Source organism: Rhodobacter sp. P1_C2, from assembly GCF_056406375.1.
Map to the genome: position 1 here is coordinate 1 of NZ_JBFUAG010000023.1, position 23,419 is coordinate 23,419.

19 protein-coding genes and 1 pseudogene are annotated in these 23,419 nt (G+C 66.2%); 9 read left to right on the plus strand and 11 right to left on the minus strand.

The window, feature by feature from the left end; genetic code table 11:
- Together AC1DZT_RS24320 and rarD are read left to right on the plus strand one after the other, a co-directional pair.
- A pseudogene (locus AC1DZT_RS24320) lies at positions 1–231 on the plus strand (IS110-like element ISHne4 family transposase); the annotation flags it as partial.
- A 32-nt stretch (positions 232–263) separates the two neighbouring features.
- Complete coding sequence (rarD, locus tag AC1DZT_RS24325) at positions 264–1,154, plus strand: EamA family transporter RarD (protein ID WP_478009241.1); 891 nt, start codon at positions 264–266, stop codon at positions 1,152–1,154.
- Between the two features lie 51 nt (positions 1,155–1,205).
- Here rarD and AC1DZT_RS24330 read toward each other — a convergent pair whose 3' ends face one another.
- The gene (locus AC1DZT_RS24330) at positions 1,206–1,784 is read right to left on the minus strand and encodes an LOG family protein (protein ID WP_478009242.1); all 579 of its coding nucleotides are present in this window, start codon (positions 1,782–1,784) and stop codon (positions 1,206–1,208) included.
- Between the two features lie 132 nt (positions 1,785–1,916).
- On the opposite strand from AC1DZT_RS24330, the gene AC1DZT_RS24335 reads away from it, so the two are divergent.
- From AC1DZT_RS24335 to der, 6 genes are all read left to right on the plus strand, one after another.
- Positions 1,917–3,584, plus strand: coding sequence for a LysM peptidoglycan-binding domain-containing protein (locus AC1DZT_RS24335; RefSeq protein WP_478009243.1), 1,668 nt, complete (start codon positions 1,917–1,919; stop codon positions 3,582–3,584).
- A 157-nt stretch (positions 3,585–3,741) separates the two neighbouring features.
- The gene (locus AC1DZT_RS24340; protein WP_478009244.1) at positions 3,742–5,667 is read left to right on the plus strand and encodes an ABCB family ABC transporter ATP-binding protein/permease; all 1,926 of its coding nucleotides are present in this window, start codon (positions 3,742–3,744) and stop codon (positions 5,665–5,667) included.
- Between the two features lie 78 nt (positions 5,668–5,745).
- The gene (locus AC1DZT_RS24345; RefSeq protein ID WP_478009245.1) at positions 5,746–6,897 is read left to right on the plus strand and encodes a calcium-binding protein; all 1,152 of its coding nucleotides are present in this window, start codon (positions 5,746–5,748) and stop codon (positions 6,895–6,897) included.
- Between the two features lie 134 nt (positions 6,898–7,031).
- Complete coding sequence (locus AC1DZT_RS24350; protein ID WP_478009246.1) at positions 7,032–7,715, plus strand: hypothetical protein; 684 nt, start codon at positions 7,032–7,034, stop codon at positions 7,713–7,715.
- A 13-nt stretch (positions 7,716–7,728) separates the two neighbouring features.
- Positions 7,729–9,105, plus strand: coding sequence for an outer membrane protein assembly factor BamB family protein (locus AC1DZT_RS24355; RefSeq protein WP_478009247.1), 1,377 nt, complete (start codon positions 7,729–7,731; stop codon positions 9,103–9,105).
- Between the two features lie 48 nt (positions 9,106–9,153).
- Complete coding sequence (der, locus tag AC1DZT_RS24360) at positions 9,154–10,623, plus strand: ribosome biogenesis GTPase Der (protein ID WP_478009248.1); 1,470 nt, start codon at positions 9,154–9,156, stop codon at positions 10,621–10,623.
- An 89-nt stretch (positions 10,624–10,712) separates the two neighbouring features.
- On the opposite strand, the gene gluQRS is transcribed toward der, so the two are convergent.
- The 5 genes from gluQRS to gyrA form a co-directional block, all read right to left on the minus strand.
- Positions 10,713–11,516 carry a tRNA glutamyl-Q(34) synthetase GluQRS gene (gene gluQRS / locus AC1DZT_RS24365; protein WP_478009249.1) on the minus strand — a complete coding sequence of 268 codons (804 nt, stop codon included), beginning with the start codon at positions 11,514–11,516 and terminating at the stop codon, positions 10,713–10,715.
- Complete coding sequence (trmFO, locus tag AC1DZT_RS24370) at positions 11,504–12,832, minus strand: methylenetetrahydrofolate--tRNA-(uracil(54)-C(5))-methyltransferase (FADH(2)-oxidizing) TrmFO (protein WP_478009250.1); 1,329 nt, start codon at positions 12,830–12,832, stop codon at positions 11,504–11,506. The genes gluQRS and trmFO overlap by 13 nt, the downstream gene beginning before the upstream one ends.
- Positions 12,833–12,916: 84 nt before the next feature.
- A complete protein-coding gene (locus AC1DZT_RS24375; RefSeq protein ID WP_478009251.1) occupies positions 12,917–13,294 on the minus strand; it encodes a DoxX family protein in 378 nt (125 codons plus the stop codon).
- Positions 13,295–13,444: 150 nt separating this feature from the next.
- Positions 13,445–13,765 carry a hypothetical protein gene (locus AC1DZT_RS24380; RefSeq protein WP_478009252.1) on the minus strand — a complete coding sequence of 107 codons (321 nt, stop codon included), beginning with the start codon at positions 13,763–13,765 and terminating at the stop codon, positions 13,445–13,447.
- Positions 13,766–13,961: 196 nt separating this feature from the next.
- A complete protein-coding gene (gene gyrA, locus AC1DZT_RS24385; protein WP_478009275.1) occupies positions 13,962–16,613 on the minus strand; it encodes a DNA gyrase subunit A in 2,652 nt (883 codons plus the stop codon).
- Between the two features lie 277 nt (positions 16,614–16,890).
- On the opposite strand from gyrA, the gene AC1DZT_RS24390 reads away from it, so the two are divergent.
- Positions 16,891–17,172, plus strand: coding sequence for an usg protein (locus AC1DZT_RS24390; RefSeq protein ID WP_478009253.1), 282 nt, complete (start codon positions 16,891–16,893; stop codon positions 17,170–17,172).
- Here AC1DZT_RS24390 and AC1DZT_RS24395 read toward each other — a convergent pair.
- The 5 genes from AC1DZT_RS24395 to glmU all read right to left on the minus strand — a co-directional run bounded on the left by AC1DZT_RS24395 (position 17,147) and on the right by glmU (position 23,329).
- Positions 17,147–17,893: a DNA alkylation repair protein gene (locus AC1DZT_RS24395; RefSeq protein WP_478009254.1), complete on the minus strand. Its 747-nt coding sequence runs from the start codon at positions 17,891–17,893 to the stop codon at positions 17,147–17,149. The genes AC1DZT_RS24390 and AC1DZT_RS24395 overlap by 26 nt on opposite strands.
- The gene (locus AC1DZT_RS24400) at positions 17,890–19,503 is read right to left on the minus strand and encodes an OpgD/OpgG family glucan biosynthesis protein (RefSeq protein WP_478009255.1); all 1,614 of its coding nucleotides are present in this window, start codon (positions 19,501–19,503) and stop codon (positions 17,890–17,892) included. The genes AC1DZT_RS24395 and AC1DZT_RS24400 overlap by 4 nt, the downstream gene beginning before the upstream one ends.
- A gap of 104 nt (positions 19,504–19,607) precedes the next feature.
- Complete coding sequence (locus AC1DZT_RS24405; RefSeq protein WP_478009256.1) at positions 19,608–20,156, minus strand: pyridoxamine 5'-phosphate oxidase family protein; 549 nt, start codon at positions 20,154–20,156, stop codon at positions 19,608–19,610.
- Positions 20,157–21,980, minus strand: a complete 1,824-nt coding sequence (gene glmS / locus AC1DZT_RS24410; protein ID WP_478009257.1) for a glutamine--fructose-6-phosphate transaminase (isomerizing) — start codon at positions 21,978–21,980, stop codon at positions 20,157–20,159.
- A complete protein-coding gene (glmU, locus tag AC1DZT_RS24415) occupies positions 21,980–23,329 on the minus strand; it encodes a bifunctional UDP-N-acetylglucosamine diphosphorylase/glucosamine-1-phosphate N-acetyltransferase GlmU (RefSeq protein ID WP_478009258.1) in 1,350 nt (449 codons plus the stop codon). The genes glmS and glmU overlap by 1 nt, the downstream gene beginning before the upstream one ends.
- Positions 23,330–23,419 lie beyond the last annotated feature (90 nt).

Sequence of the window (23,419 nt, forward strand, 5' to 3'; positions counted from 1 at the left end):
CTGCGCGGAAGGCGCCACATCTGGGGCGGGCGACCCGCCATCAGACGCAGCCTCTACCTGGCCGGCTTCATCGCCTCGCGCCACGATCCGAACATCAAGGCCTTCAGAGCAAGACTCGCCGCTGCCGGAAAACCGACAAAGGTCGCAATCATCGCCTGCGCAAGAAAACTCCTGACAATTCTCAACGCAATGGTCAAAACAGGCAAAGACTACGCCCAAACCAAAGCCTGAAAGACAGTTGCTACCAACAAGGGTTGCGCCGGATGACCGCCTTGACAGACCACCGGAAGGGCGTGCTGGCCATCGTCGCGGCCTGCGCGATCTGGGGGTTCGCGCCGCTGTATTACCACGCGCTGCACGAGGTGCCTGCGGTCGAGATGATGGCGCATCGCACGCTCTGGACGGCGCTGGGGTTCGGCCTTGTGGTCGCCTTGGGCGGGCGCGGGGGCGAGGTGACCGCGCTGGTGCGGGGCGAGGACCGCTGGCGGATCCTCGCCGCGGCGCTGCTCATCGGGTTCAACTGGTTCCTCTTCATCTGGGCCATCGTGGCGAACCGCGCGGTGGAGGCTTCGCTTGGCTATTACATCTATCCCCTGGCCTCGGCCTTCCTCGGGCTGCTTCTCTTCGGCGAGGCCTTGCGGGGCGCACAGGCCCTTGCCATCGGGCTGGTGGCGCTGGCGGTGGGGCTTTTGACCTACGGGCTCGGCGTGGCCCCGGTGATCGCCCTGACGCTGGCGCTCAGCTTCGCGCTTTACGCGGCGGTCAAGAAGCGGGTCCGGGCGCCGGGGCTGATCTCGGTCCTGGTCGAGGTGCTGATCCTGTCGCCGCCCTTGATGGCCTGGCTGGTCTGGCAGGCGCTGCAGGGCGAGGGCTGGTTCGGGCGCGACCTCTACCACAGCGTGATGCTGCCTCTGGCCGGGCCGTTGAGCGGCGGGCCGCTCGTCCTGTTCTCCTATGGCGCGCAACGGGTCCGGCTGGCGACCAGCGGTCTGGTGCAATACCTCAACCCGACGCTGCAGTTCCTCTCGGCCTGGCTGATCATGGGCGAGCGGGTGACGCCCTGGCACGGCGCGGCGCTGCTGATGATCTGGGCGGCGATCGCGATCTACAGCCTTGGCCCGGGACGCAGCCTCAGGCGGGGCAGGGCGGCCTAGCCAGGCAGGACGCGGCTGGCCGGTAGGATGGGCAATCTGCCCATCTTCGGGTCAGCCAAGCGCTGCGGCAAAGGCCTCGACCCCGTCCAGTACCGTGAAATGGTCGCGCAAGGACGCATCGGCAAAGCCCTCGGCGATCACATGGTCCATCAGCGCGATCAGCGGCTGCCAATAACCCGCCACGTCGATCAGCCAGATCGGCTTGCGGTGCAGGCCGATCTGCGCCCAGGTCAGCACCTCGAAGAACTCGTCCAGCGAGCCTGCGCCACCCGGCAGCAGGGCGATCGCATCGGCGTTCATGAACATGACCTTCTTGCGTTCATGCATCGTCTCGGTGACGACGAAGGTCGTGAGGTCCCGCTTGCCGACCTCCATCGCCAGAAGATGCGTCGGGATCACGCCCAGCGTCGGCGCGCCCGCCGCCTGCGCCGCCCGTGCTACCTCGCCCATCAGGCCGACATCGCCCGCGCCATAGACCAGCCGCCAGCCCGCCGCCGCGATGGCCCGCCCGGTGGCCTGGGCCGCCGCCTGATGCGCGGGGTTTTTCCCCGTCCTTGCGCCACAAAACACGCAGACCGAGCGCTGCGGCGAGGGCTTGCCGATCCGGGAAGCGGAACCTTGCGGTGACATATGGGAAAAATCTCTGAAAACCAGTTGCTTTGCCTTGGATATCCGGGATTGTGACCAAAGGAAAGCAGGGGACGGCAACAGTCCCCGCGGACCTTTTTCGGCTTGGGGGACGGTATGGCTGCGTGGAGTGAGATGAGTTCGGGGTCCAGGGCAACGGCGATTGCGATCGTCGTCATCCTTCTGGGCACCGGAGCCTATGAGATTTTCAAGACCAGGGGACCGGCGGTGGACGACAGTGCCGCCAAACTGGCAATACCGGCGCCCGCGCCTGCGCCAGATGCGGCGACAGGGACCGCTGCGGCGACGGCGCCTGCGCCGGCGGCGCAACCGGAGGCTTCGGCCAGCACGGCGCCAGCGGCGCCTGCGCCTGATGCCGCGGCATCGACCACGCCGCCCGCACCTGCGCCTGACGCTGTGGCATCGACCACAACTGCGGCACCTGCACCTGCGGCACCTGCCGAGGCGGCATCCTCGACCGCAGCACCATCCAATGCGGCGGCGACAGCGCCTTCGGATGCGGCGGCGAGCGATGCCTCTGCGCCGAGCATGGCGCCCGCGCCCGCCCCGACCGAGGTGGCGGCGGCGCCAGCCCCGGCGCCAAGTTTCGACGTGATCCGCGTCGCGCCCGATGGCTCTGCCGTGGTGGCAGGGCAGGTGGCGCCGGGGGCCAAGGTCTCGCTTCTGGTCGATGGCATCGAAATTGCCGCCCCTGCGCCCGATGCCTCTGGCAAGTTCGTGGCGCTCTTTACCCTGCCGGCGGCGGGGGCGGGGCGGCTGATGACGATGATCGTCACCCAGCCCGATGGCACGATGGCCGAGGCAGGCGCCGCCGTGGCCCTTGCCGCGACCACCGCTCCTGCGGCCACGGTTGCGACCGACAGCACGGGCACCGCCCCCGATGCGACGGCGGCCGCGAGTGGCGCGACCTCCGGCACGGCCACAGCGGATGCAACCGCACCCGCCGCCGCCCAGCCCGAGGCGGCCCCGGCCCAGACCGGTACCCAGACTGGCACCGATACGGGCACCCAGACGGGCACCACGGCGCTGGTGGTGACCGATCAGGGCGCCAAGCTCGTCCAGTCCGGCACGCCGGTTCCGGCCGAGGTTGCGGCCAATGTCAGCCTCGAGGTCATCTCCTACCCCGACCCGGCCACGGTGCAGTTCGCAGGCCACGGCACCGCCGATGCCTTCGTGCGGCTTTACCTCGACAATGCCTCCCTGGGCGAAGCGGTTGCGATCGGCAAGGACGGCGCCTGGAGCGTCACCGAGACCGGCATCGCGCCGAAGATCTACACGCTCCGCGTCGATCAGGTCGATGCCGCGGGCAAGGTGACCTCGCGCTTCGAGACGCCTTTCAAACGCGAGACGCCCGAGGCCCTCGCCGCCGCGGCCAAGGCTGCCAGCAGCAGCCCGGCGCCGGTTGCGACCCCGGCAGCCGATGCCTCTGCCACACCGCAAGCCGCCCCCGATGCCCCCGCCGCGACCACCAGCCTGACCGATGGCAGCGCAGCCTCGGCCCCCGCCGTGGCGACGGCCACCACCGCGCCCGGCACCGAACCGGCCCCGGCCACCGCACCCGATCAGGCCGCCAGCGTCGCAGCCCCCGCCAGCGAAAGCCCGCCCGCGGCCCCGGCGCCGGTCTCGGTCACGGTGCAGCCGGGCTATACGCTCTGGGGCATCGCGCGCAAACAGATGGGCTCGGGCTTCCTCTATGTGCAGGTCTGGCAGGCCAACAAGGACAAGATCAGGAACCCCGATCTGATCTATCCCGGTCAGGTCTTCACCCTGCCGAAGAACTGAGACCTCCCAGGGCGGCCCTTCGCAGCCTGCCGCTTCTGTCATACCTGCTGCCCCCGACGCCTAAAATCGGCGCCGGGGGTTTACTTCTGCGCAAGGCTGACCCAAGTCTGCCATGCCCCGGCGGTATGTCCCGCCCTCGCGGGCCAAAGGACATCCCATGCGCCGCCTGACCACCACCGCCACCTCCGCCGATATTGCCAAGACCCCCGCCAATGGCTGGGCGACGATGCGCCGCGTCGCACCCTATCTCTGGCCGAAGAACGAGCCCTGGGTCCGGCAGCGCGTCGTGCTGGCGCTGTGCCTTCTGGTCGTCTCCAAGATCGTCTCGGTCTTCACGCCCTATCTCTACAAGAAGGCCGTGGATGCGCTGACCAACCACGCGAGCCTCGACCCCGCAACGCCCCTGCTGATGGGGGCGGTGGCCTTGACCGTGGTCTATGGCCTGGCCCGGATGGGCACCGTGTTCTTCGGCGAGATGCGCGACTGGGTCTTTGTCCGCGTCGGCCAGCGCGCCCTGCGCAAACTGGCTTTCGAGACCTTCACCCATATCCACCGCCTGTCCCTGCGCTATCATATCACCCGCAAGACCGGCGGCCTGTCCCGGGTGATCGAGCGCGGGGTCAAGGGCGTCGACTTCCTTTTGCGCTTCATGCTCTTTTCGATCATCCCCTTGATCCTGGAACTGACCATGGTCTCGGTGATCTTCGCGGTCTATTTCGGCTGGGCCTACAGCGTCGTCGTGCTGGCCACGATCGCGATCTATGTGACCTATACCTTCAAGGTCACCGAATGGCGGGTGCAGATCCGCCGGGCGATGAACGATCAGGACACCGATGCCAACCAGAAGGCGATCGACTCGCTTCTGAACTACGAAACCGTCAAGTATTTCAACGCCGAAGCGCGCGAGGCGGCCCGCTATGACCGCGCGATGCAGGCCTATGAGGGCTTTGCCGTCCGCACCGGCCAATCGCTGTCTGTCCTGAACGTCGGGCAGAACGTCATCATCACGGTGGGCCTGATCATCGTCATGGTCCTCTCGGCGATCGGCGTGCAGCAGGGCCGCTTCACGGTGGGCGATTTCGTCATGGTCAACGCCTATATGATGCAGATCACCCTGCCTCTGGGCTTCCTCGGCACCGTCTACCGCGAGATCCGTCAGGCCCTGGTCGACATGGGCGAGATGTTCGGCCTGCTGGCGCAGCCCGCCGAAGTGGTCGATGCCCCGGACGCGCCGGACCTCCGCGTGCCGCAGGGCGAGGTGGTCTTCGACAATGTGAGCTTTGCCTATGACGAGAACCGCCCGATCCTGAAGGGCGTCTCCTTGCGCGTCGGGCCGGGGCACAAGATCGCGCTGGTCGGGCCCTCCGGCTCGGGCAAGTCGACCATCGGGCGGCTTCTGTTCCGCTTCTATGACATCACCGGCGGGTCGATCCGGATCGACGGGCAGGACATCCGCGACGTGACGCAAACCAGCCTGCATCAGGCGATCGGCGTCGTGCCGCAGGATACCGTCCTTTTCAACGACACGGTCTATTACAACATCGCCTATGGCAACCCCGACGCCCCGCGTGAAGCGGTGGAGGCGGCGGCCAAGGCGGCCAAGATCCATGACTTCATCATGTCCTTGCCCGATGGCTACGAGGCCAAGGTGGGCGAACGCGGCCTGAAGCTTTCGGGCGGCGAAAAGCAGCGCGTCGGCATCGCCCGCACGCTTCTGAAGAACCCGCCGATCCTGGTCTTGGACGAGGCGACCTCGGCGCTCGACACCCAGACCGAGCGCGACATCCAGGAAAGCCTGCATGAGATGGGGCAGGGCCGTTCGGTCATCACCATCGCGCACCGCCTGTCCACCATCGCCGACAGCGACCAGATCCTCGTGCTCGAGGCCGGCGAAGTCGTCGAACAAGGCACCCATGACGAGCTTCTGGCCAAGGGCGGCCGCTACACCGCGATGTGGGAACGTCAATCGGCCGAGGAAAGCGAGACCGAGGGCGTCGCCCCCGAAGATGCTCTCACCGAAGAGCCGGAATATTCCACCCTGCGGCATGGCAACCGCTATACCCATGTGACCGTGGCGAGCTGAACCGCGCCACGGTTCAAGCGGCTTGACCGGTTTGGCAAAGCGGCGGACACTTCCCCCATTTGAGCAATGGAGGGAATTATGACAACGATTACGATGTCCAGCCTCTGGGTCGAATGGAATGCGGGCCATACGGCCATCGTCGATTATGGCACGGCCGAGGTCCGCTGGACCGGCGGGCACAGCCTCAGCTACAGCTACGCCGATGGGTGGAGCGGCGGCAGCGCCCCGCCGGTGGATCTGCTGCGCCAGCCCGACGGGCTGCAATTCGGCTTCGGCGATGGTTCGGTCCGCTTCATCAACAACATCACGGATGGCACCTCGAACACGATCTTTCTGGGCGAGACCACCGGCGCCCATGCCTTTTCCGGCTATGTCTGGGGCATCAGCGACCTCGCCGCCCACCGTGACTATTACATCGGGCTCGACGGCGCCCTACCGGTCTTCGGCGCGGGCAGCCTGACCGAGCTTCTGCCCTTCATCGAGGATCTGACCAGCGATGCCGGCCAGATCACCCGGGGCAATTTCTCCCCCGCCGATCCGATCATCCTCGATGGCACCTCGAACACGATCAGCGTCACCGAGCGGGACCTGCTGTCGGGCGATGGCGCGGCGCAAACCTGGTATGGCGGTCTCGGGCGCGACCGGCTCGAGGGCAATGGCGGGGCCGACTGGCTGGAGGGTGGGGCTGCGCAGGACGGGATCTATGGCGGGGAGGGGGCCGATACGCTCGCCGGCGGCGGCGCCTTTGACCGGGTCGATGGCGGGGCGGGCAATGACCTTTGCTATGGCGGTCTCGGCGGGGATCTGGTGCTGGGTGGCTTTGGCGCCGACCGGCTGTTCGGCGGCGACACCAATGTGCGCGACCTGACCGGGGCGGACAGCCTTTATGGCGGGCGCGGCGCGGACAGCCTTTACGGCGGCGGCGGGGCCGATCTTCTGGCCGGTGGCGCGGGCAATGACGGGATCTATTGCGGCGCCGGGGCCGATTCCATCCTCTTCGGTCTGGACGGCGGGCGCGACGATGTCTGGGATTTCTCGATCGCCGACGGCGATGTCATCCGCCTGAACCACGCCCTTCTGGCGGGCGAGACGACGGGCCAGCAGGTCTATGACCGCTACGCCACGGTCCTCGGCGATGGCTCGGTCCGCTTCCTCTTCGGCGGCGGCGAGGAGCTGGTCCTGCACGGCATCGGCGCCGGCGATCTGGCGGGCCAGATCCTCGTCTCCTAGACCTGCCTGCGCCAACCGCAGGGCTATCCAAGCCCTTGGCCCGATCTTGCCGGGCCGGGGGCGGGGCCTTGGCCCAAGGGCTTGGCAAGCCGCGCGGTTTGCCTGTAAGACAGGCCTGAAGTTGAGGAGCCGACATGAGCACGCCAGACAGTTTCGTCGATGAAGTCACCGATGCCGTCCGGAGTGACCGGCTCTACGCCACCTTCCGCCGCTATGGCTGGATCGGGGTCGTGGCCGTGCTGCTGATCGTCGGCGGGGCCGGCTATAACGAATATCAGAAAGCGCAGGAGAAATCCCGGGCCGAGGCCTTCGGCGATGGCGTCCTGGCCGCGATGGAGCTGCCCGATCCGGCAGCCCGCGCCGCGGCGCTGGCCGCCGTGCCCGCCGATGGCGACCAGGCCGCGCTGCTGGCGCTGCTGAAGGCCGGCACGCCCGCGACCGACAAGGCCGGCGCGCTGGCCGCGCTGGATGCGTTGGTGGCCGATGCGAAGGCGCCGCAGATCTACCGCGATCTCGCCGTGCTGAAGCGCGTGGCGATCGCCGGCACCGAGGCGCCCCTGGCCGACCGCCGCGCCGCCCTGACCGCGATCGATGTGCCCGGCCGCCCGCTGCGGGTGCTGGCCGAAGAACAACTCGCCTATCTTCTGATCGAAGAGGGCAAGAAAGACGAGGCGGTGACCGCGCTCACCGCCCTGATCCAGGATCAGGAAGCGCCGGCGGGGATGCGCCAGCGTCTGGCGCTGGCAATCACCGCCCTCGGCGGCAAAGTTCCCGAAGCCAAGCCTGCGGCAGGGGCCGCAGCGCCCTCGGCCGGGTGAGGCAGGACAAGAGATGGCAGTTGGCATCATGCGCAGTGTGAAGATCAGGTTCCCGGTTCTGGCACTGACCGCGGCAGCGGGCCTTCTGGCCGCCTGTCAGAAGGAAGTGATCCTGCAGGGCACGCGCTTTCCGGTGCGGGCACCTCTGGAGGATTCGGTGCAGGTCGAGGGGCAGCCCGCCCCGGTGCCGCCGCCGGATCTGCCGGTCAACACCTCGGCGGCGATCAGCCTGCCGGCGATGATCTCGAACGCCGACTGGCCGCAGCGTGGCGGCAATGTGCGCCATGCCGGGCCCCATGCGCTGTTGTCGGCCGCACCGCAGCTGGTCTGGTCGGCGCAGGTCGGCAAGGGCAGTTCGAACAAGAACCGGATCAACGCGGCCCCGGTGATCGCGGGCGGCGTGGCTTTCGCGATGGATTCGGGCGCCGGGGTGACGGCGGTCTCGCTGCAGGGCGGGACGATCTGGCACACCGACCTGACCGCGGCCTTCGACAATGGCGGCGGCCTGTCGGGCGGCGGGCTTTCGGTCGATGCGGGCCGGGTCTTTGCGACGACCGGCTATGGCGAGACGGTGGCGCTGAACGCCGCCGATGGCCGCGTGCTCTGGCGCCAGCGGATGGGCGCCATGCCGGCGGGCGCGCCGGCGGTGGCGGGCAATCGGGTCTATGTCCTGAACAACGACGGCAGCGCCGTGGCGCTGGACGCGGTCTCGGGGCGGCTGGTCTGGCAATATACCGGGGCGGACAGCGTCGATTCCTTCCGCTTCGACGGCGGAGCCTCACCCGCGGTCGAGGGCAAGACCGTGGTCCTGCCCTTCGCCAGCGGCATCCTGGCCGGCGTCGATGCCGCCACCGGGGCCGAGGTCTGGACGGCGGCGGTCTCTGGCCGCAGGCTGGGCCGCGCCGGGGCGGATTCGGGCGATATCACCGGCGATCCGGTCCTGTCGGGTGGCACGATCTATGTCGGCACCGAGGGCGGGCGCACCGGGGCCTATAGTCTCGCCAGCGGCCAGCGGCTCTGGACCGCCGAGGATGGCGCCCTGAACGCGCCGCTCGTGGTCGGTGGCTCGGTCTTCGTGGCCAATGACGACGGGCGCCTGGTCCGGCTCTCGACCCGCGACGGGTCGACGATCTGGTCGGTGGCCTTGCCCTTCTTCGTCAAGGACAAGGCGAAGAAGCATCACGCGGTGGTGGCGAGCTTTGGCCCGGTGCTGGCAGGGGGCCGCGTGATCGTCGTCTCCTCGGACGGCTATCTGCGCGCCTTCAGCCCGACCGATGGCAGCCTGACGGCCCAGGTCGCGATTCCGGGCGGTGCTGCGACCCCGCCCGCCCTGGCGCAGGGCCTGCTGGTCGTGATGAACACCAAGGGACAACTTCTGGCTTTCCGCTGATCCGGTTCCGGTGTAAGGCACCCTCTTGCAAATGCGCAAGGAATGCAGATGAGCTTTACCCTCGCCATCGTGGGGCGCCCGAATGTGGGCAAATCCACCCTGTTCAACCGGCTCGTGGGCCGCAAGCTGGCGCTGGTCGATGACCAGCCCGGCGTGACGCGCGACCTGCGCGAGGGCGATGCCAAGCTCTTTGACCTGCGCTTCACCGTGATCGACACGGCGGGCCTCGAAGAGATCACCGACGACAGCCTGCAGGGAAGGATGCGCCGACTGACCGAACGCGCCGTCGACATGGCCGATGTCAGCCTGTTCCTGATCGACGGCCGTGTGGGCGTGACCCCCTCGGACGAGACCTTCGCCGATATCCTGCGCAAGAAGGGCGCCAAGGTCATCCTCGGCGTCAACAAGGCCGAGGGCAAGGCTGGCGATGCCGGTGCCTTGGAAGGCTGGAGCCTTGGCCTCGGCGAGCCGATCCGCCTGTCGGCCGAACATGGCGAGGGGATCGACGACCTCTATAACGCGCTCAAACCCTATGAAGAGCTGTTCAAGGCAAGGGCCGAGGCCGATGCGCCGCTGGTCGATGTCGAAATCAGCGAGGAAGAGGCCGAGGAAGAGGGCGACGAGACCTCTTTCGCCCCCACGCCGGAACATCCGCTGCAGATCGCCGTCATCGGCCGCCCCAATGCCGGCAAATCGACGCTGATCAACACGATCCTCGGCTATGACCGGCTCTTGACCGGGCCCGAGGCGGGCATCACCCGCGACGCCATCTCGGTCAAGACCGACTGGCGCGGCACGCCGACGCGGATTTTCGACACGGCCGGGATGAGGAAGCGCGGCAAGGTCGTTGAAAAGCTGGAGAAACTGTCGGTCGCCGACGGCCTGCGCGCGGTGCGTTTTGCCGAAGTGGTCGTGGTGCTGCTGGACGTGGAAATTCCTTTCGAGACCCAGGATCTGCGGATCTGCGACTATGCTGAGACCGAGGGGCGCGCCGTGGTCGTGGCGATCAACAAATGGGATCTGGAAGACGAAAAGCAGGAAAAGCTGGCCGAGCTGAAAGAGATGTTCGAACGCTTGCTGCCCCAGCTGCGCGGCGCGCCCCTCGTCACCATCTCGGGCAAGACCGGGCGTGGCATGGACCGGCTGCATGAGGCGGTGCTCAAGGCCCATGCCGTCTGGAACCGCCGTGTGGCGACCAACCGGCTGAACACCTGGCTGGGGGCGATGACCGAGGCCCACCCGCCACCCGCCCCGGGCGGCAAGCGGATCCGCCTGCGTTATATGACGCAAGTGAAAACCCGCCCGCCGGGCTTCGTGGTCATGTGCTCCCACCCCGAAGACATGCCCGACAGCTACCGCCGCTATCTGGTGAACGGGCTGCGCGAGCATTTCGACATGCCCGGCACGCCGATCCGCCTGATGCTGCGGTCGCAGAGCGACAAGAACCCGTTCAAGAACCCGAAGTTCAACACGCCTTCCCGGTTGCGGAAGCACCTGGATGGGCCGAAGAAGCCCTGACAGGTCAGGGCGGGCTTGCTGCCGCCAAGGCCGGGGGGCTTCGCGCCCCCCGGACCCCCCGCGGGATATTTATGGACCGATGAAAAGGTTTAGAGGCCGATCTTCGCGCGGATATCGGCGGGGGTGAGGCCCTCGTCGCGGTATTTTGCGAGTGCGCGGGCGTCGTCGCGTTTGGCGAGGCGCTTGCCCTGGTCGTCGCGGATCAGTTTGTGATGATGGTAGGCCGGCGTCGGCAGGTTCAGCAGGTGCTGCAGGGCGACGTGGAGCGAGGTGGCGGGGAAGAGGTCTTCGCCGCGCGTGACCTCGGTGATGCCTTGCGCTGCGTCATCCACCACCACGGCGAGGTGATAGGCCACGCCGATGTCACGCCGGGAGAGGATCACGTCACCGGTATTGGCGATGAGGTCGGCGGGGCGGATGTGATGGGTGCCCGGGTTTGTGCCGGTTTCGGTGAAGGTGAGGTCGGGCAGGAGTTCGGCGGCCTTGGTCAGGTTCAGGCGCAGGGCGCCGGTCTGGTGGCCCGCTTCGCGGCAGGTGCCGGGGTAGATCGGGCCATCGGTACCCTCTTGCGGGGCGCTGAGGGCGGCGCGGATATCCGCCCTTGTGCAGGTGCAATGGTAGCTCAGGCCCATCTGGGCCAGCTGGGCCAGGGCCGCGTCATAGGCGGACTGGCGGGCGGATTGGTGCATCACCGGCACCTCCCATGAGAGGCCGAGCCAGCGCAGGTCGTCTTCCAGCGCCGCCTCCCATTGCGGCTTGCAGCGGAGGCGGTCGATATCCTCGATCCGCAGAAGGAAGCGGTCGCCGCGGGCGGCAGCGGTGAGCGCGGCATAGGCATGGCCCAGGTGCAAAGGGCCGGTTGGCGAGGGCGCGAAGCGGGTTACGCGAGCCATGCGGTGAACGAGGCCTTGGCGCGGTCGGTATAGGCCTTGTAGCGGTCCTTGCGGCCGCGCCTGCCGCCCTTGGCGTCGATCGGCGGGAAGAGACCGAAGTTCACGTTCATCGGCTGGAAGGTCTTGGCCTCGGCCCCGCCGGTGATGTGGGTGATGAGGGCGCCCATCGCGGTGTCGGGCGGCGGCGGCGGCAGGGTGAGGCCCTTCAGCTCTGCAGCGGCCATCCGGCCGGCGACAAGGCCCATCGCGGCGGATTCGACATAGCCCTCGACCCCGGTGATCTGGCCGGCAAAGCGGATGTTCGGCCGCGATTTCAGGCGCATCTGGTCATCGAGCAGCGTCGGCGAGTTGATGAAGGTGTTGCGATGGATGCCGCCGAGCCTCGCGAAGCTGGCATTCTCCAGCCCGGGGATCAGTTTGAAAACAGCAGTTTGCGCACCGTACTTCATCTTGGTCTGGAAGCCGACCATGTTGTAGAGCGTGCCCAACTTGTTGTCGCGGCGCAGCTGGACCACGGCATAGGCCTTGACGGTCGGGTTGTGAGGATTGGTCAGGCCCACCGGCTTCATCGGGCCGAAGCGCAGGGTTTCGGGCCCGCGTTCGGCCATGACCTCGATCGGCAGGCAGCCGTCGAAATAGCCGGCGGTCTCGCCCGCGTGGAATTCGGTCTTTTCGGCGGCGAGGAGGGCTGCGATGAAGGCCTCGTATTGGGCCTTGTCCATCGGGCAGTTCATATAGGCGGTCTGCTCTTCCAGCGTCTCGCCCTTGTCGTAGCGGCTTTGCATCCAGGCCACCGACATGTCGACCGTATCGGCATAGACGATGGGGGCGATGGCGTCGAAGAAGGCCAAAGCCTCGGCATGGGTCTCGGCCCGGATACTCTCGGCCAGGGCGGAGGAGGTCAGGGGACCGGTGGCGATGATCCAGTGGCCGGATGAGGGAAGTTCGGTAACTTCCTCATAAGACACGGAAATCAGCGGATGCGATTTCAGCTTTTCGGTGACATAACCGGCAAAGGGATCGCGGTCGACGGCGAGCGCGCCACCGGCGGGCAGGCGGTGCGTCTCGGCGGCCTCAAGGATCAGACCCTTGGCGGCCCGCATCTCCCAATGCAAGAGACCCACGGCGTTCTGTTCGCTGTCGTCCGAACGGAAGGAGTTCGAGCAGACCATCTCGGCGAAGTCGCCGGTCCGGTGCGCGAAGGTTTTGACCTGGGGCCGCATCTCGTGCAGCACCACGGGGACGCCGGCGGAGGCAGCCTGCCAGGCGGCTTCAGAGCCTGCCATGCCGCCGCCGATGATGTGTAAGGGTTCCATGCGGCGGATTTAAGCGAAGTCGCGGGAAAAGGAAAGGCCGGGGGATTGGACATCCCCCGGACCCCGTCAGAGTTTACGCGCAGATCAAGCCTTGTCGAGGGCGACCTTGCCGGCGCCATTGGCGAAGACCATCAGGAAGCCACCGGCGAGGCCGAGGTTTTTCAGGAACATCACCATCATGGTCTGATCGGCGAAGTTGCTGTGGTAAAGCACAGCGGTCACCACGCAGAACAGGGCGGCCAGCAGCGCCATGATCCGGGTCTGGAAGCCGATGATCATCGAGACGCCGACCGCGATCTCGAACAGGATCGCCGGCCAGGCGAGGGCGGCGGGCAGACCGCCCGAGGCGAGGTAACCGGCAAAGCCCTCGACATTGGCAAGCTTGCCAAGGCCGCCGACGATGAACAGGGCCGCCAGAAGAAGCCGCGCGACGAAGGGAATATAGGTGTTCAGTTTATCCATGGTGTTGATCCTTTGAAGGCCCCGAAGCGGGCATGGCGCGATCTATAGTCGAGGATCTTCGGCCAATATACGCCGATGCCCGCAGGCTTGCCCTGCATGGCTGCACAGAAGCCCGGGCTGGCCTGGGCCGTTTTGCACAAGATGGGCAGGTCAGGCGCGGGCGCGGGCGTGGAGGGCGCGGCGTTCCTCGGCCACATAAGTCTCGGGGTCCTGACCCTGATAGCGGCCAAGGGCAGCGGCCTTGTCGAGGAAGCCCTGCGCCGGCAGGTCTTTCGCCAGACGACCGGAGAGGACCACGGCGCGGAAGGGGCGGCCCAGGGTGGCATCTTCCTCCATCAGCGCCTCGAGCGCTGCGGTCAGGCGGGCGATGGTTCCGGGGCCGGTGAGGCCCAGGTCGCGGGCCAGCTGCCCATAGGTCACCGTCTGGTTCAGCGCGGCCAGGTCTTCCAGCCGCGCTGTGAGGGTGGGCATCACTTGGTTCTGCCCTCAAGCGCTGTGGCGATGCGGTCGAGGTGGCGGTTAATCTCTCGATTCAAGGCGAGTTGCTCGTCCGTGCGAGAGCTCCATTCTTTGGCATTCTTGGTCGCTCGCCTCATGAATAGCGCCATAAGCAGTATGAGAAGGAGGAGGGCTAGCGGAAGGAAGGGGCGAAACAGGGCCTCCATGTTTACTCCTCGTCCTGTTCGGGCACGCGGGCGACCGAGACGACCTCTTCGCCATCTCGCGTGTTCAGCACCTTGACCCCGCCAGCCCCGCGCGAGCGGAAGCTGATCTGGTCGACCGGCACCCGGATCGACTGGCCGGTCGAGGTGGCGAGCATGATCTGGTCGGAGAGATCCACCTTGAAGGAGGCGATCAGATTGCCGCCGCGCATCGCCGAATCCATCGCCTTGACGCCCATGCCGCCACGTCCGCGCACCGGGTAGTCGTGCGACGAGGACAGCTTGCCGGTGCCCGAGGTGGTGATGGTCAGGATCAGATCCTCGGCCGCCGACATTTCGGCATAACGTTCGGGGGAGAGTTGAGCATTTTCCGGAGCCGAAACGGGTCCTGCCGGGACTTCCGTATCCTCGGGATCATCAGCGAGAACTTCGTCCGGCACACCGGCCATCAACCGCCGCTGTTTCAGGTAGATTTCGCGCTCCGCCGGATCGGCCTCGAAGTGACCAATGACCGACATCGAGACGACCCGGTCGCCCTCGGCCAGACGGATGCCACGCACGCCGGTGCTGCCACGCGATTTGAAGACGCGGATTTCGGTGGTGGAGAAGCGGATGGCGCGGCCCAGGGCCGTCACAAGCATCACATCGTCCTGATCGTCACAGATGGCGGCGTTGACCAGCGTCACCCCCTCCGGCAGGTTCATCGCGATCTTGCCGTTGCGCTTGACGTTGGTGAAGTCGGAAAGGTCGTTCTGCCGCACATCGCCATCCGAGGTTGCGAAGACGATCTGCAGGCTGTCCCAATCTTCCTCGGGCACATCGACCGGCATCAGCGCGGCGATGGAGATGCCCGGCACGATCGGCAGGATATTGACGATGGCCTTGCCCTTGGCGGTGCGCCCCGCCAGCGGCAGGCGCCAGCACTTCAGCTTGTAGACCATGCCATCGGTGGTGAAGAACAACAGGTTGGTATGGGTGTTCGCCACGAAGAGCGTGGTCACCACATCGTCATCCTTGGTCTGCATCGAGGACAGACCCTTGCCGCCGCGGTTCTGCTGGCGGAATTCGGCCAGAGGCGTACGCTTGATATAGCCGCCCGAGGTGATGGTGACGACCATATCCTCACGCTCGATGAGGTCTTCGTCCTCCATGTCGCCCGACCAGTCGACGATCTCGGTCCGGCGCGGCACGGCGAAAAGCGCCTTCACCTCGCGAAGTTCGTCCGAGATGATCGCCATGATCCGCTCGCGGGAGCCGAGAATTTCAAGGTAATCCTTGATCTTGGCAGCCAGTTCTTCCAGCTCGTCGGTGACTTCCTTGACGCCAAGCGCGGTCAGGCGTTGCAGGCGCAGTTCCAGGATGGCGCGGGCCTGGGCTTCCGACAGGTTATAGGTGCCGTCGTCGTTCATCGTGTGGCTCGGGTCGTCGATCAGCCGGATGTAATCGGCGATCTCGGCGGCGGGCCAGCGCCGGGTCATCAGTTTTTCGCGGGCTTCCGCGGCATCGGCCGAGGCGCGGATGGTGCGGACCACCTCGTCCACGTTTGAGACAGCGACGGCCAGACCGCAAAGGATATGGCTGCGCTCGCGGGCTTTCCGCAGTTCAAAGGCGGTGCGCCGCGCGACAACTTCCTCGCGGAAGGTGATGAAATGCGTGAGGAAATCACGCAGCATCAAGGTCTCGGGCCGGCCGCCGTTCAGGGCCAGCATGTTACAGGCGAAAGAGGTCTGCATCGGCGAGAAGCGGAAGAGCTGGTTCAGGACCACATCCGGCGTCGCATCGCGCTTCAGCTCGATGACCACGCGCACGCCGATCCGGTCGCTTTCGTCGGCGACGTTGGAGATGCCCTCGATCTTCTTCTCGCGCACCTGTTCGGCGATGATCTCGATCATCCGCGCCTTGTTGACCTGATAGGGCACCTCGTCGATGACGATGGCGAAACGGTCCTTGCGGATCTCTTCGACATGGGTCTTGGCCCGGATGATCACCGAGCCGCGCCCTTCGAGATAGGCCTTGCGGGCGCCGGAGCGGCCCAGAATCAAGGCGCCGGTCGGGAAATCGGGGGCGGGAATGATCTCGATCAGACGCTCGGTCGAGAGGTCGGGATTTTCGATCAGCGCCAGCGTGCCGTCGATCACCTCGCCCAGGTTATGCGGCGGGATGCGGGTGGCCATGCCGACGGCGATGCCCTCGGCGCCATTGACCAGCATGTTCGGGAAGCGGGCGGGAAGGACGGTCGGCTCCTTGTCCTTGCCGTCGTAATTGTCCTGGAAATCAACGGTTTCCTTGTCGATATCCGCCAGCAGGAACGAGGCCGCCTTGTCCATCCGCACTTCGGTATAGCGCATGGCCGCCGCGTTATCGCCGTCCATCGAACCGAAGTTGCCCTGACCGTCCAGAAGCTTCAGGCTCATCGAGAAGGGCTGCGCCATCCGCACCAGGGCGTCATAGATCGCCGAGTCGCCGTGAGGGTGGTATTTCCCCATCGTGTCGCCGACCGGGCGGGCCGATTTGCGGTAGGGCTTGTCATGCGTGTTCGAGGTTTCCGACATCGCGAACAGGATGCGCCGGTGCACAGGTTTTAAGCCGTCCCGCAGATCCGGAATGGCGCGGCTGACGATGACCGACATCGCATAGTCCAGATAGGCCGTCCGCATTTCGGACGAGATGTCCACCTGCGGGCCGTGATAGGTCGGACGCGGGGAATCTTCTGTGTTTTCCGGTGGTTCTGTGGTGTCGCTCACGTGGGGCGCGCCTTCATGTGCAAGGTCAGGATCGTGTTGGCAGCAGTTTACCCCATAGCGGAGGGGAGGTGCAAGGCGGGCTGGATTCTTATGCTGGCAGCCACCACGGCAGAGTGACAACACACTGTTTTAATTGCAAATTAATCCGGCTTTGTCAGACTGGAGCCATCGGGCAGTACAGGAGGCAAAAATGCGCTCGCAAACGGGTCAAAGTGAAACCGAACTGATGCTGAAGGGCTGGGGTCTGACCACGGCGGAATTCTTCTACCGGATGCCGGATTACCGCCATGTTCTCAACAGCTATATCTGGCAGGACTACGACCTCGCGCCGGATTATCCGACGCTGTTCAAGTTCATCGAATTCTGGCAGGAAAAGCTCGACGGCCCCCTGCATTCGGTGCGCTTCACCCACCGGAAGCTGATCTCCCCCGGTGAGTGGCGAAATGTCACGGGAGAGTTTCGTCTCCACTAGGCGCGTCTTGTCCGGTAGGATGGGCAATCTGCCCATCTTGCGGCAAAAGCCGGCCCGCTTCCTTGCGCGCCCAGGATTTCAGCGCCATGCCATGCTCTTCCAGCCAGGCATCGACCCGTCCGGCGTCGTGTTTGGACAGATCGCGCAGCCACCAGGCCACGGCTTTCTGGATGAACCAGTCCTTGTCGGCGGCATAGGTCACGCACCAGCCCAGCACCCGTTCGCGGATCGCAAGATCCTGATCTTTGGGGAAATTCTGCTTGGTCCAGGGCAGGGTCATCACCAGGGCCGCGCGGCGGGTCCACATGTTTTCCGAGGTGGTCCAGGTCTCGACCTGATCCAGCCGCGCGGGTTCGGCCATCAGCCGCCGCCCGCCCGCATCGCACACGGTATCGGCAATCGCCCAGGCGTCCAGCCCCGGCACCCAGGAGGCGATCAGGTCCCAGACCGCGCCATCCTCCGCCATCCGCGCCTGCACCAGAAGCTTGGCCGCCGCCACCCGCGCCTCGTGGATGTCGCTGTCCCAGAGGCCCGCGGCCAGCGCCACACGGCCCGGCAGGTCCAGCTCGGCCCGCCAGCCGGCGACCAGCTCGGTGATCTGCGGCACCGTCACCCCCAGATAGCGCCGCGCCGCCTTGTGATAGGCCGCCGCCGCCTCGGCCCTGGCCGGATCGGCCAAAGCCTCCAGCGCGGCCAGCGCCTCTGCCAGGACCGCGCTCATGGTGCGATGGCCAGCATGTGGCGCAGCTGCGAGGGGAAAAGCTGCAACAGCATCGTCTCGCTTTTCGCCATCCCCTTCTGGCTGACGAAGATCCGCAGATCCACCGGCGTGTCATCCCCCGCAGGCAGGGCGGAGATGTCGAGGTCGAACATCGTGCGCCAGTTGTCCTCGCCCACCACGGGATAGGCCGCCATAGCGCTGACCTTCCCGCGCGAGGCGCTGACCACGACTTCGACGCCATCGGCGCGGGTCAGCTCTTCCAGCCCGCGGTTGTCGAGATCGCAGACCACCTTGACCACATCCGGCACCCGGTCCTGCCCGGGCACGCCGCCGACGCCGACCCTTGTGGCCACAAAGCGCGCCACGACCGGCGGCACCGGGCAATCCTCGACCCAGGACAGGCGATAGGCGAAATCATAGCTGTTGCCCGCCTTGGCCGGGGCCGCAGGCTGCCAGCTTGCCACGATGTTGTCATGCGTCTCGTCCACGGTGCGCAGTTCCACCAGCGAGACCGCGCCATCGCCCCAATCGCCCAAGGGTTCGACCCAGGCGCTGGCGCGCTTGTTGTAGAAGACGCCATCATCCTGATATTCTTCGAAATTCCGCTCGCGCTGCATCAGGCCAAAGCCTTGCAGGCCGGGGGCGCCGAAGGCATTGGCCATGTTGCGCGGCGGGTTGTTCAGCGGGCGCCAGATCTTCTCGCCCGAACCGGTGTGGATCTCCAGCCCGTCGCTGTCATGCACCTCGGGGCGCCAGTCGATGCCCACCGCACGGTCATGCTTGCCGTACCAGTACATCGAGGTCAGCGGCGCCATGCCCAGCCTTTCGACATCGCCGCGCAGATAGAGGCTGACGGTCACCTCCTGGATCACGCCCTTGTCGCGGGTCGAGACGATCCGGTAGGCCCCGGTGGCGCGCGGGCTTTCCAACAGCGCATAGGCCGTCATGTCGCCATTTGCCGCAGGTTCCAGCCAGAAGCGGGTGAAGAGCGGGAATTCCTCGGGCCCGTCGGGGATCGCCGTGTCCATCGCAAGGCCGCGCACCGAAAGGCCGAACTGGCCCGAATAGCCCTCGGTCCGCCAGTAGGAGGCGCCGAGGAAGGCCATCCAGTCGCGCTCGGTCTTGGCATCCATCACGCGGAAGCCGGCGAAGCCCTTGGTATGGGTCAGCTTGCGCGCCGGGTTGTCCTTCGGGATGTCGAAGAGGTCGAGGTCAAAGTTCCATTCCGTCGCCATGCCCTGGTCGAGCGTGTAGATCCGCACCGGCGTGCGGAAATAGCGCCCGGGGAAGAAGGGCTGCACCGGCGAGGTGGCACCCTGATCCAGCCAGAGCGTGCCCTCTTTCTTGAACTGCACCTCGTTGTGCTTGTCATAGTCGATCTGGTCGAGGATCTTGCCATCGGCGATCTTGGGCGCCTCATAGGCCTCGGTCGAAAGCTTGCGCGCCATCTCCTTCAGGATCTCGAAAGAGAAGGGCGTGGCCTCGGCGGCCTTCTTGCCCTGGGTCTGGGCGCGGGCCAGATCGGGGAGCAGGTAGAAGGCGCCACCGGCAAGGGCGGTGCGCAGAAGATCGCGGCGCGACAGGTCGTGGTGAAGCGGGTCGTTTGTCATGGCGGCACATTTGCGGCTGAGGGTCTGGATTGGCCGCATCAACAGCCCCGCCGCCTGTTTTGCAAGCGTTTCCATGCGAAAAAGCCGCGATTTATGCCGTCATGCTAAAGATTGGCCTCGATCCCGGTCGGCAGACCGTCGATCGACTGGCGGTTTCTGGTGTCCCAGTATTCGGCAAGGCCTTCCGGCCCCTTGCCCTCGGCCCAGCTGCGCAGCGTCGGCCTCTCGCGGGCCTCGTCCATATAGGGCACCGCATAGCCGCAGGAGGTCTGCACGAGGTCGACCGTCATGTCATAGATCTGCCGCGCACCGGGGCTTTGCGGCAAAAGCGCCATGAGCGCGGGCCATTCGGCATCATTGCGGTGCAGGCAGCGCGCCGTGCCGTAAGCGCGCAGGATCAGGGGCCGGATGCCAAAACTGCACCACATCACGGTCATCCTGGGATCAAGGCTCAGATGCGCCGCCGTCTCGTTGCCCGAACCGGTCAGGTTCAGCCAGATCAGCCGGTTGGGGCCAAGGACGCGCAAGGACTCCATCCCCTTGGGCGACAGGTTGATCCGCGCCTCGGGTGCGGTGGAGGCGACGAAATAGATCGCCTGCGCCGCGATGAAGGCTTTGTGATCGGCGTCAAAGCCGGGGAATTGCTTGGCCATTCACTCCACCGTCACCGATTTTGCGAGGTTGCGCGGCTGGTCGACATCGGTGCCCTTGGCGATGGCGGTGTGATAGGCCAGAAGCTGGGCCGGCACCGCGTAAAGCACCGGCGCGAAGAGAGGCGAGGCCTGCGGCATGGTCAGCGCCCGCCAGACGCCCTTGCCGGCCTCGGCCACGCCCTGCGCGTCGGAAATCAGCAGGACCTTGCCATGCCGGGCCATGACCTCCTGCATGTTCGACACGGTCTTGTCGAAAAGCCCGTCGCGCGGCGCCAGAACGATCACCGGCACCCGGGCGTCGATCAGGGCGATGGGCCCGTGCTTCAGTTCACCCGATGCATAACCTTCGGCGTGGATGTAGCTGATTTCCTTCAGTTTCAAAGCACCTTCCAGGGCGAGCGGATACATGGCCCCGCGGCCGAGGAACAGCACGTCCTGCGCCTCGGCCAATTCCTCGGCGATCCCGGCGATCTGTTCGGACAGGCCCATGGCGTGGTTCATCAGGCCCGGCAGCGCGGCGAGGTCATTGAGGTGCGTAGCCATCGCCGCCGCATCCAGCCGGCCACGGTCCTGCGCCGCCTTCAAGGCCAGAAGGGCCAGGGTGATCAGCTGGCAGGTGAAAGCCTTGGTCGATGCGACGCCGACCTCGATCCCCGCCATGATCGGCAGGGCCAGGTCGCTTTCCCGCGCGATGGAGGAGGTGGCGACATTGACCACCGCGACCACCTTGGCCACCCGCTCCTTGGCATAGCGCAGGGCGGCCAAAGTATCCGCCGTTTCGCCCGACTGGCTGACGAAAAGCGCCCAGGATTTGTCGGACAGGGGCGGCTCGCGGTAGCGGAATTCCGAGGCCACGTCGATGTCGCAGGGCAGGCCGGCGATCTGTTCGAACCAGTATTTCGCGACATGGCAGGCATAGGAGGCCGTCCCGCAGGCCACCAGCGTCAGCCGGTCGACCCCGGTGAAATCCACCTCCGCCGGCAGGCGCAGGCTGGGGCTGGCGCCGCCGGTGACGTAATGCTTCATGGCATCGGCGATCACCACCGGCTGTTCGGCGATCTCTTTGGCCATGAAATGCTTGTAGCCGGCCTTTTCGATCGTCGTGGCACCGACCTGGATCCGGCTCTCGGCCCGGTTGGCGAGGCGGTCGCTGGCGTCGAAGATCTGCGCGCCCTTGCGGGTGATGACGGCCCAGTCGCCTTCCTCCAGATAGGTGATGCGGTCGGTCATCGGCGCCAGCGCGATGGCGTCAGAGCCCACGAACATCTCGCCCACCCCATGCCCGATGGCGAGGGGAGAGCCTTTGCGGGCGGCGATCATCAGATCCTCCTCGCCGTCGAAAAGGAAGCAGAGGGCAAAAGCCCCGTGCAGGCGTTTCAGGGTCTGGCGCGCGGCCTCGACTGGCGTGTGGCCCTGATCCATCAGATGGCGGGTCAGAAGGGCGACGGTCTCGGTATCGGTCTCGGATTCCTGGGTCAGGCCCGCGGCGGCGAGTTCGGCGCGCAGCTCGCGGAAGTTCTCGATGATGCCGTTATGGACCACCGCGACCGGGCCGGAACGGTGCGGGTGGGCGTTGAGCGTGGTGGCCGCACCATGGGTGGCCCAGCGCGTGTGGCCGATGCCGGACTTGCCGGCGAGCGGCTGATGGACCAGCAGGTCCGACAGGTTGACGAGCTTGCCCACCGCGCGCCTGCGGTCCAGCTTGCCGCCGTTGACCGTGGCGATGCCTGCGGAATCATAGCCGCGGTATTCCAGCCGCTTCAACGCCTCCACCAGTTGCGGGGCGGCCTCGTGATTGCCCAGAACGCCGACGATCCCGCACATTATGCTTTTCCTTTCGCGGCTTTACGGGCCTTCAACTGGTTGAAGAGCACCGTCGCCAGCCCCGGTTTCGTCACCTGCCGCGCCCGGCCGATCGCCACGGCCTCGGCCGGCACGTCCTGGGTGATGACCGAGCCCGAGCCGGTCATCGCCCCATCACCCACCGACACCGGGGCCACCAGCATCGTGTCCGAGCCGATGAAGGCGTTCTTGCCGATCTCGGTCCGGTGTTTCATCACGCCATCGTAATTGCAGGTGACGGTGCCCGCGCCGATATTGGTGAACTCCCCCACATGGGCATCGCCGAGGTAGGTGAGGTGGCCGACCTTGACCCCCTCATCCAGCACGGCGTTCTTGATTTCGACGAAGTTGCCGACATGGACATCCTCGGCCAGCTCTGCCCCCGGGCGCAGGCGGGCGAAGGGGCCGACGGTGGCGCCTCGGCTGATGTGGCAGCCTTCGAGATGGCAGAAGCCCTTGATCTCGGCGCCGGATTCCACCGTCACCGCCGGGCCGAAGATCACGTTCGGCCCGACCACGGCATCGCGGCCGATCCAGGTGTCCAGCGCGAAGAAGACGGTCTCTGGCGCGGTCAGGGTCACGCCGGTCTCCAAGGCCTCGGCGCGCATCCGCGTCTGGAAGGCGGCTTCGGCGGCGGCAAGCTGCTGGCGGGTGTTGATGCCCAAGGTCTCGGCCTCGGGGCAGGTGACAAAGCCCACCGACATGCCGGCGGCGCGGGCAAGTTCGACCACATCGGTCAGGTAATATTCCTGCGCCGCATTGGTGTTCTGCACCTTGGCCACCAGCGCAAACAGCGTCTTGGCCGAGGCGCAGACCACGCCGGAGTTGCAGAGCGTGATCTCGCGCTCCGCCGCGGTGGCATCCTTGAACTCGACGATCTTTTCCAGCTGATCGCCCTTGACGATCAGCCGGCCATAGCGGCCCGGGTCCCGGGCGTGAAAGCCGAGGATCACCACGTCATGCACGGCACGCGCCTCCAGCATCAGGCCGAGGGTTTCGGGGCGGACAAAAGGCGTGTCGCCGTAAAGCACGATGGCCTCGCCCTCGGCCCCGGCCAGAAGCGGGGCGGCCTGGGCCACGGCATGGGCGGTGCCAAGTTGCGGCTCCTGCACGACGGTCTCGATCGCCTCGTCGAAATCGGTGGCGGCCTTGGCCACGGCCTCGGCCTCATGCCCGGTGACGACGACGACCCGCTGCGGCTCCAACGTGCGGCCCGCGGCCAACGCATGGTGCAGCATCGGCACGGCGGCGAGTTTGTGAAGCACCTTGGGCAGATCGGAATTCATCCTTGTGCCCATGCCAGCCGCCAAAACGATCAGTGAAACCTGCATCCGCTCTTTCCTTTGTTCTTGACCCGTTTTACCCCGCAAGAGCCGGCCCGCAAGGGGCAAGGCTTCACGCGATGTTACAGCAGGGGCCAA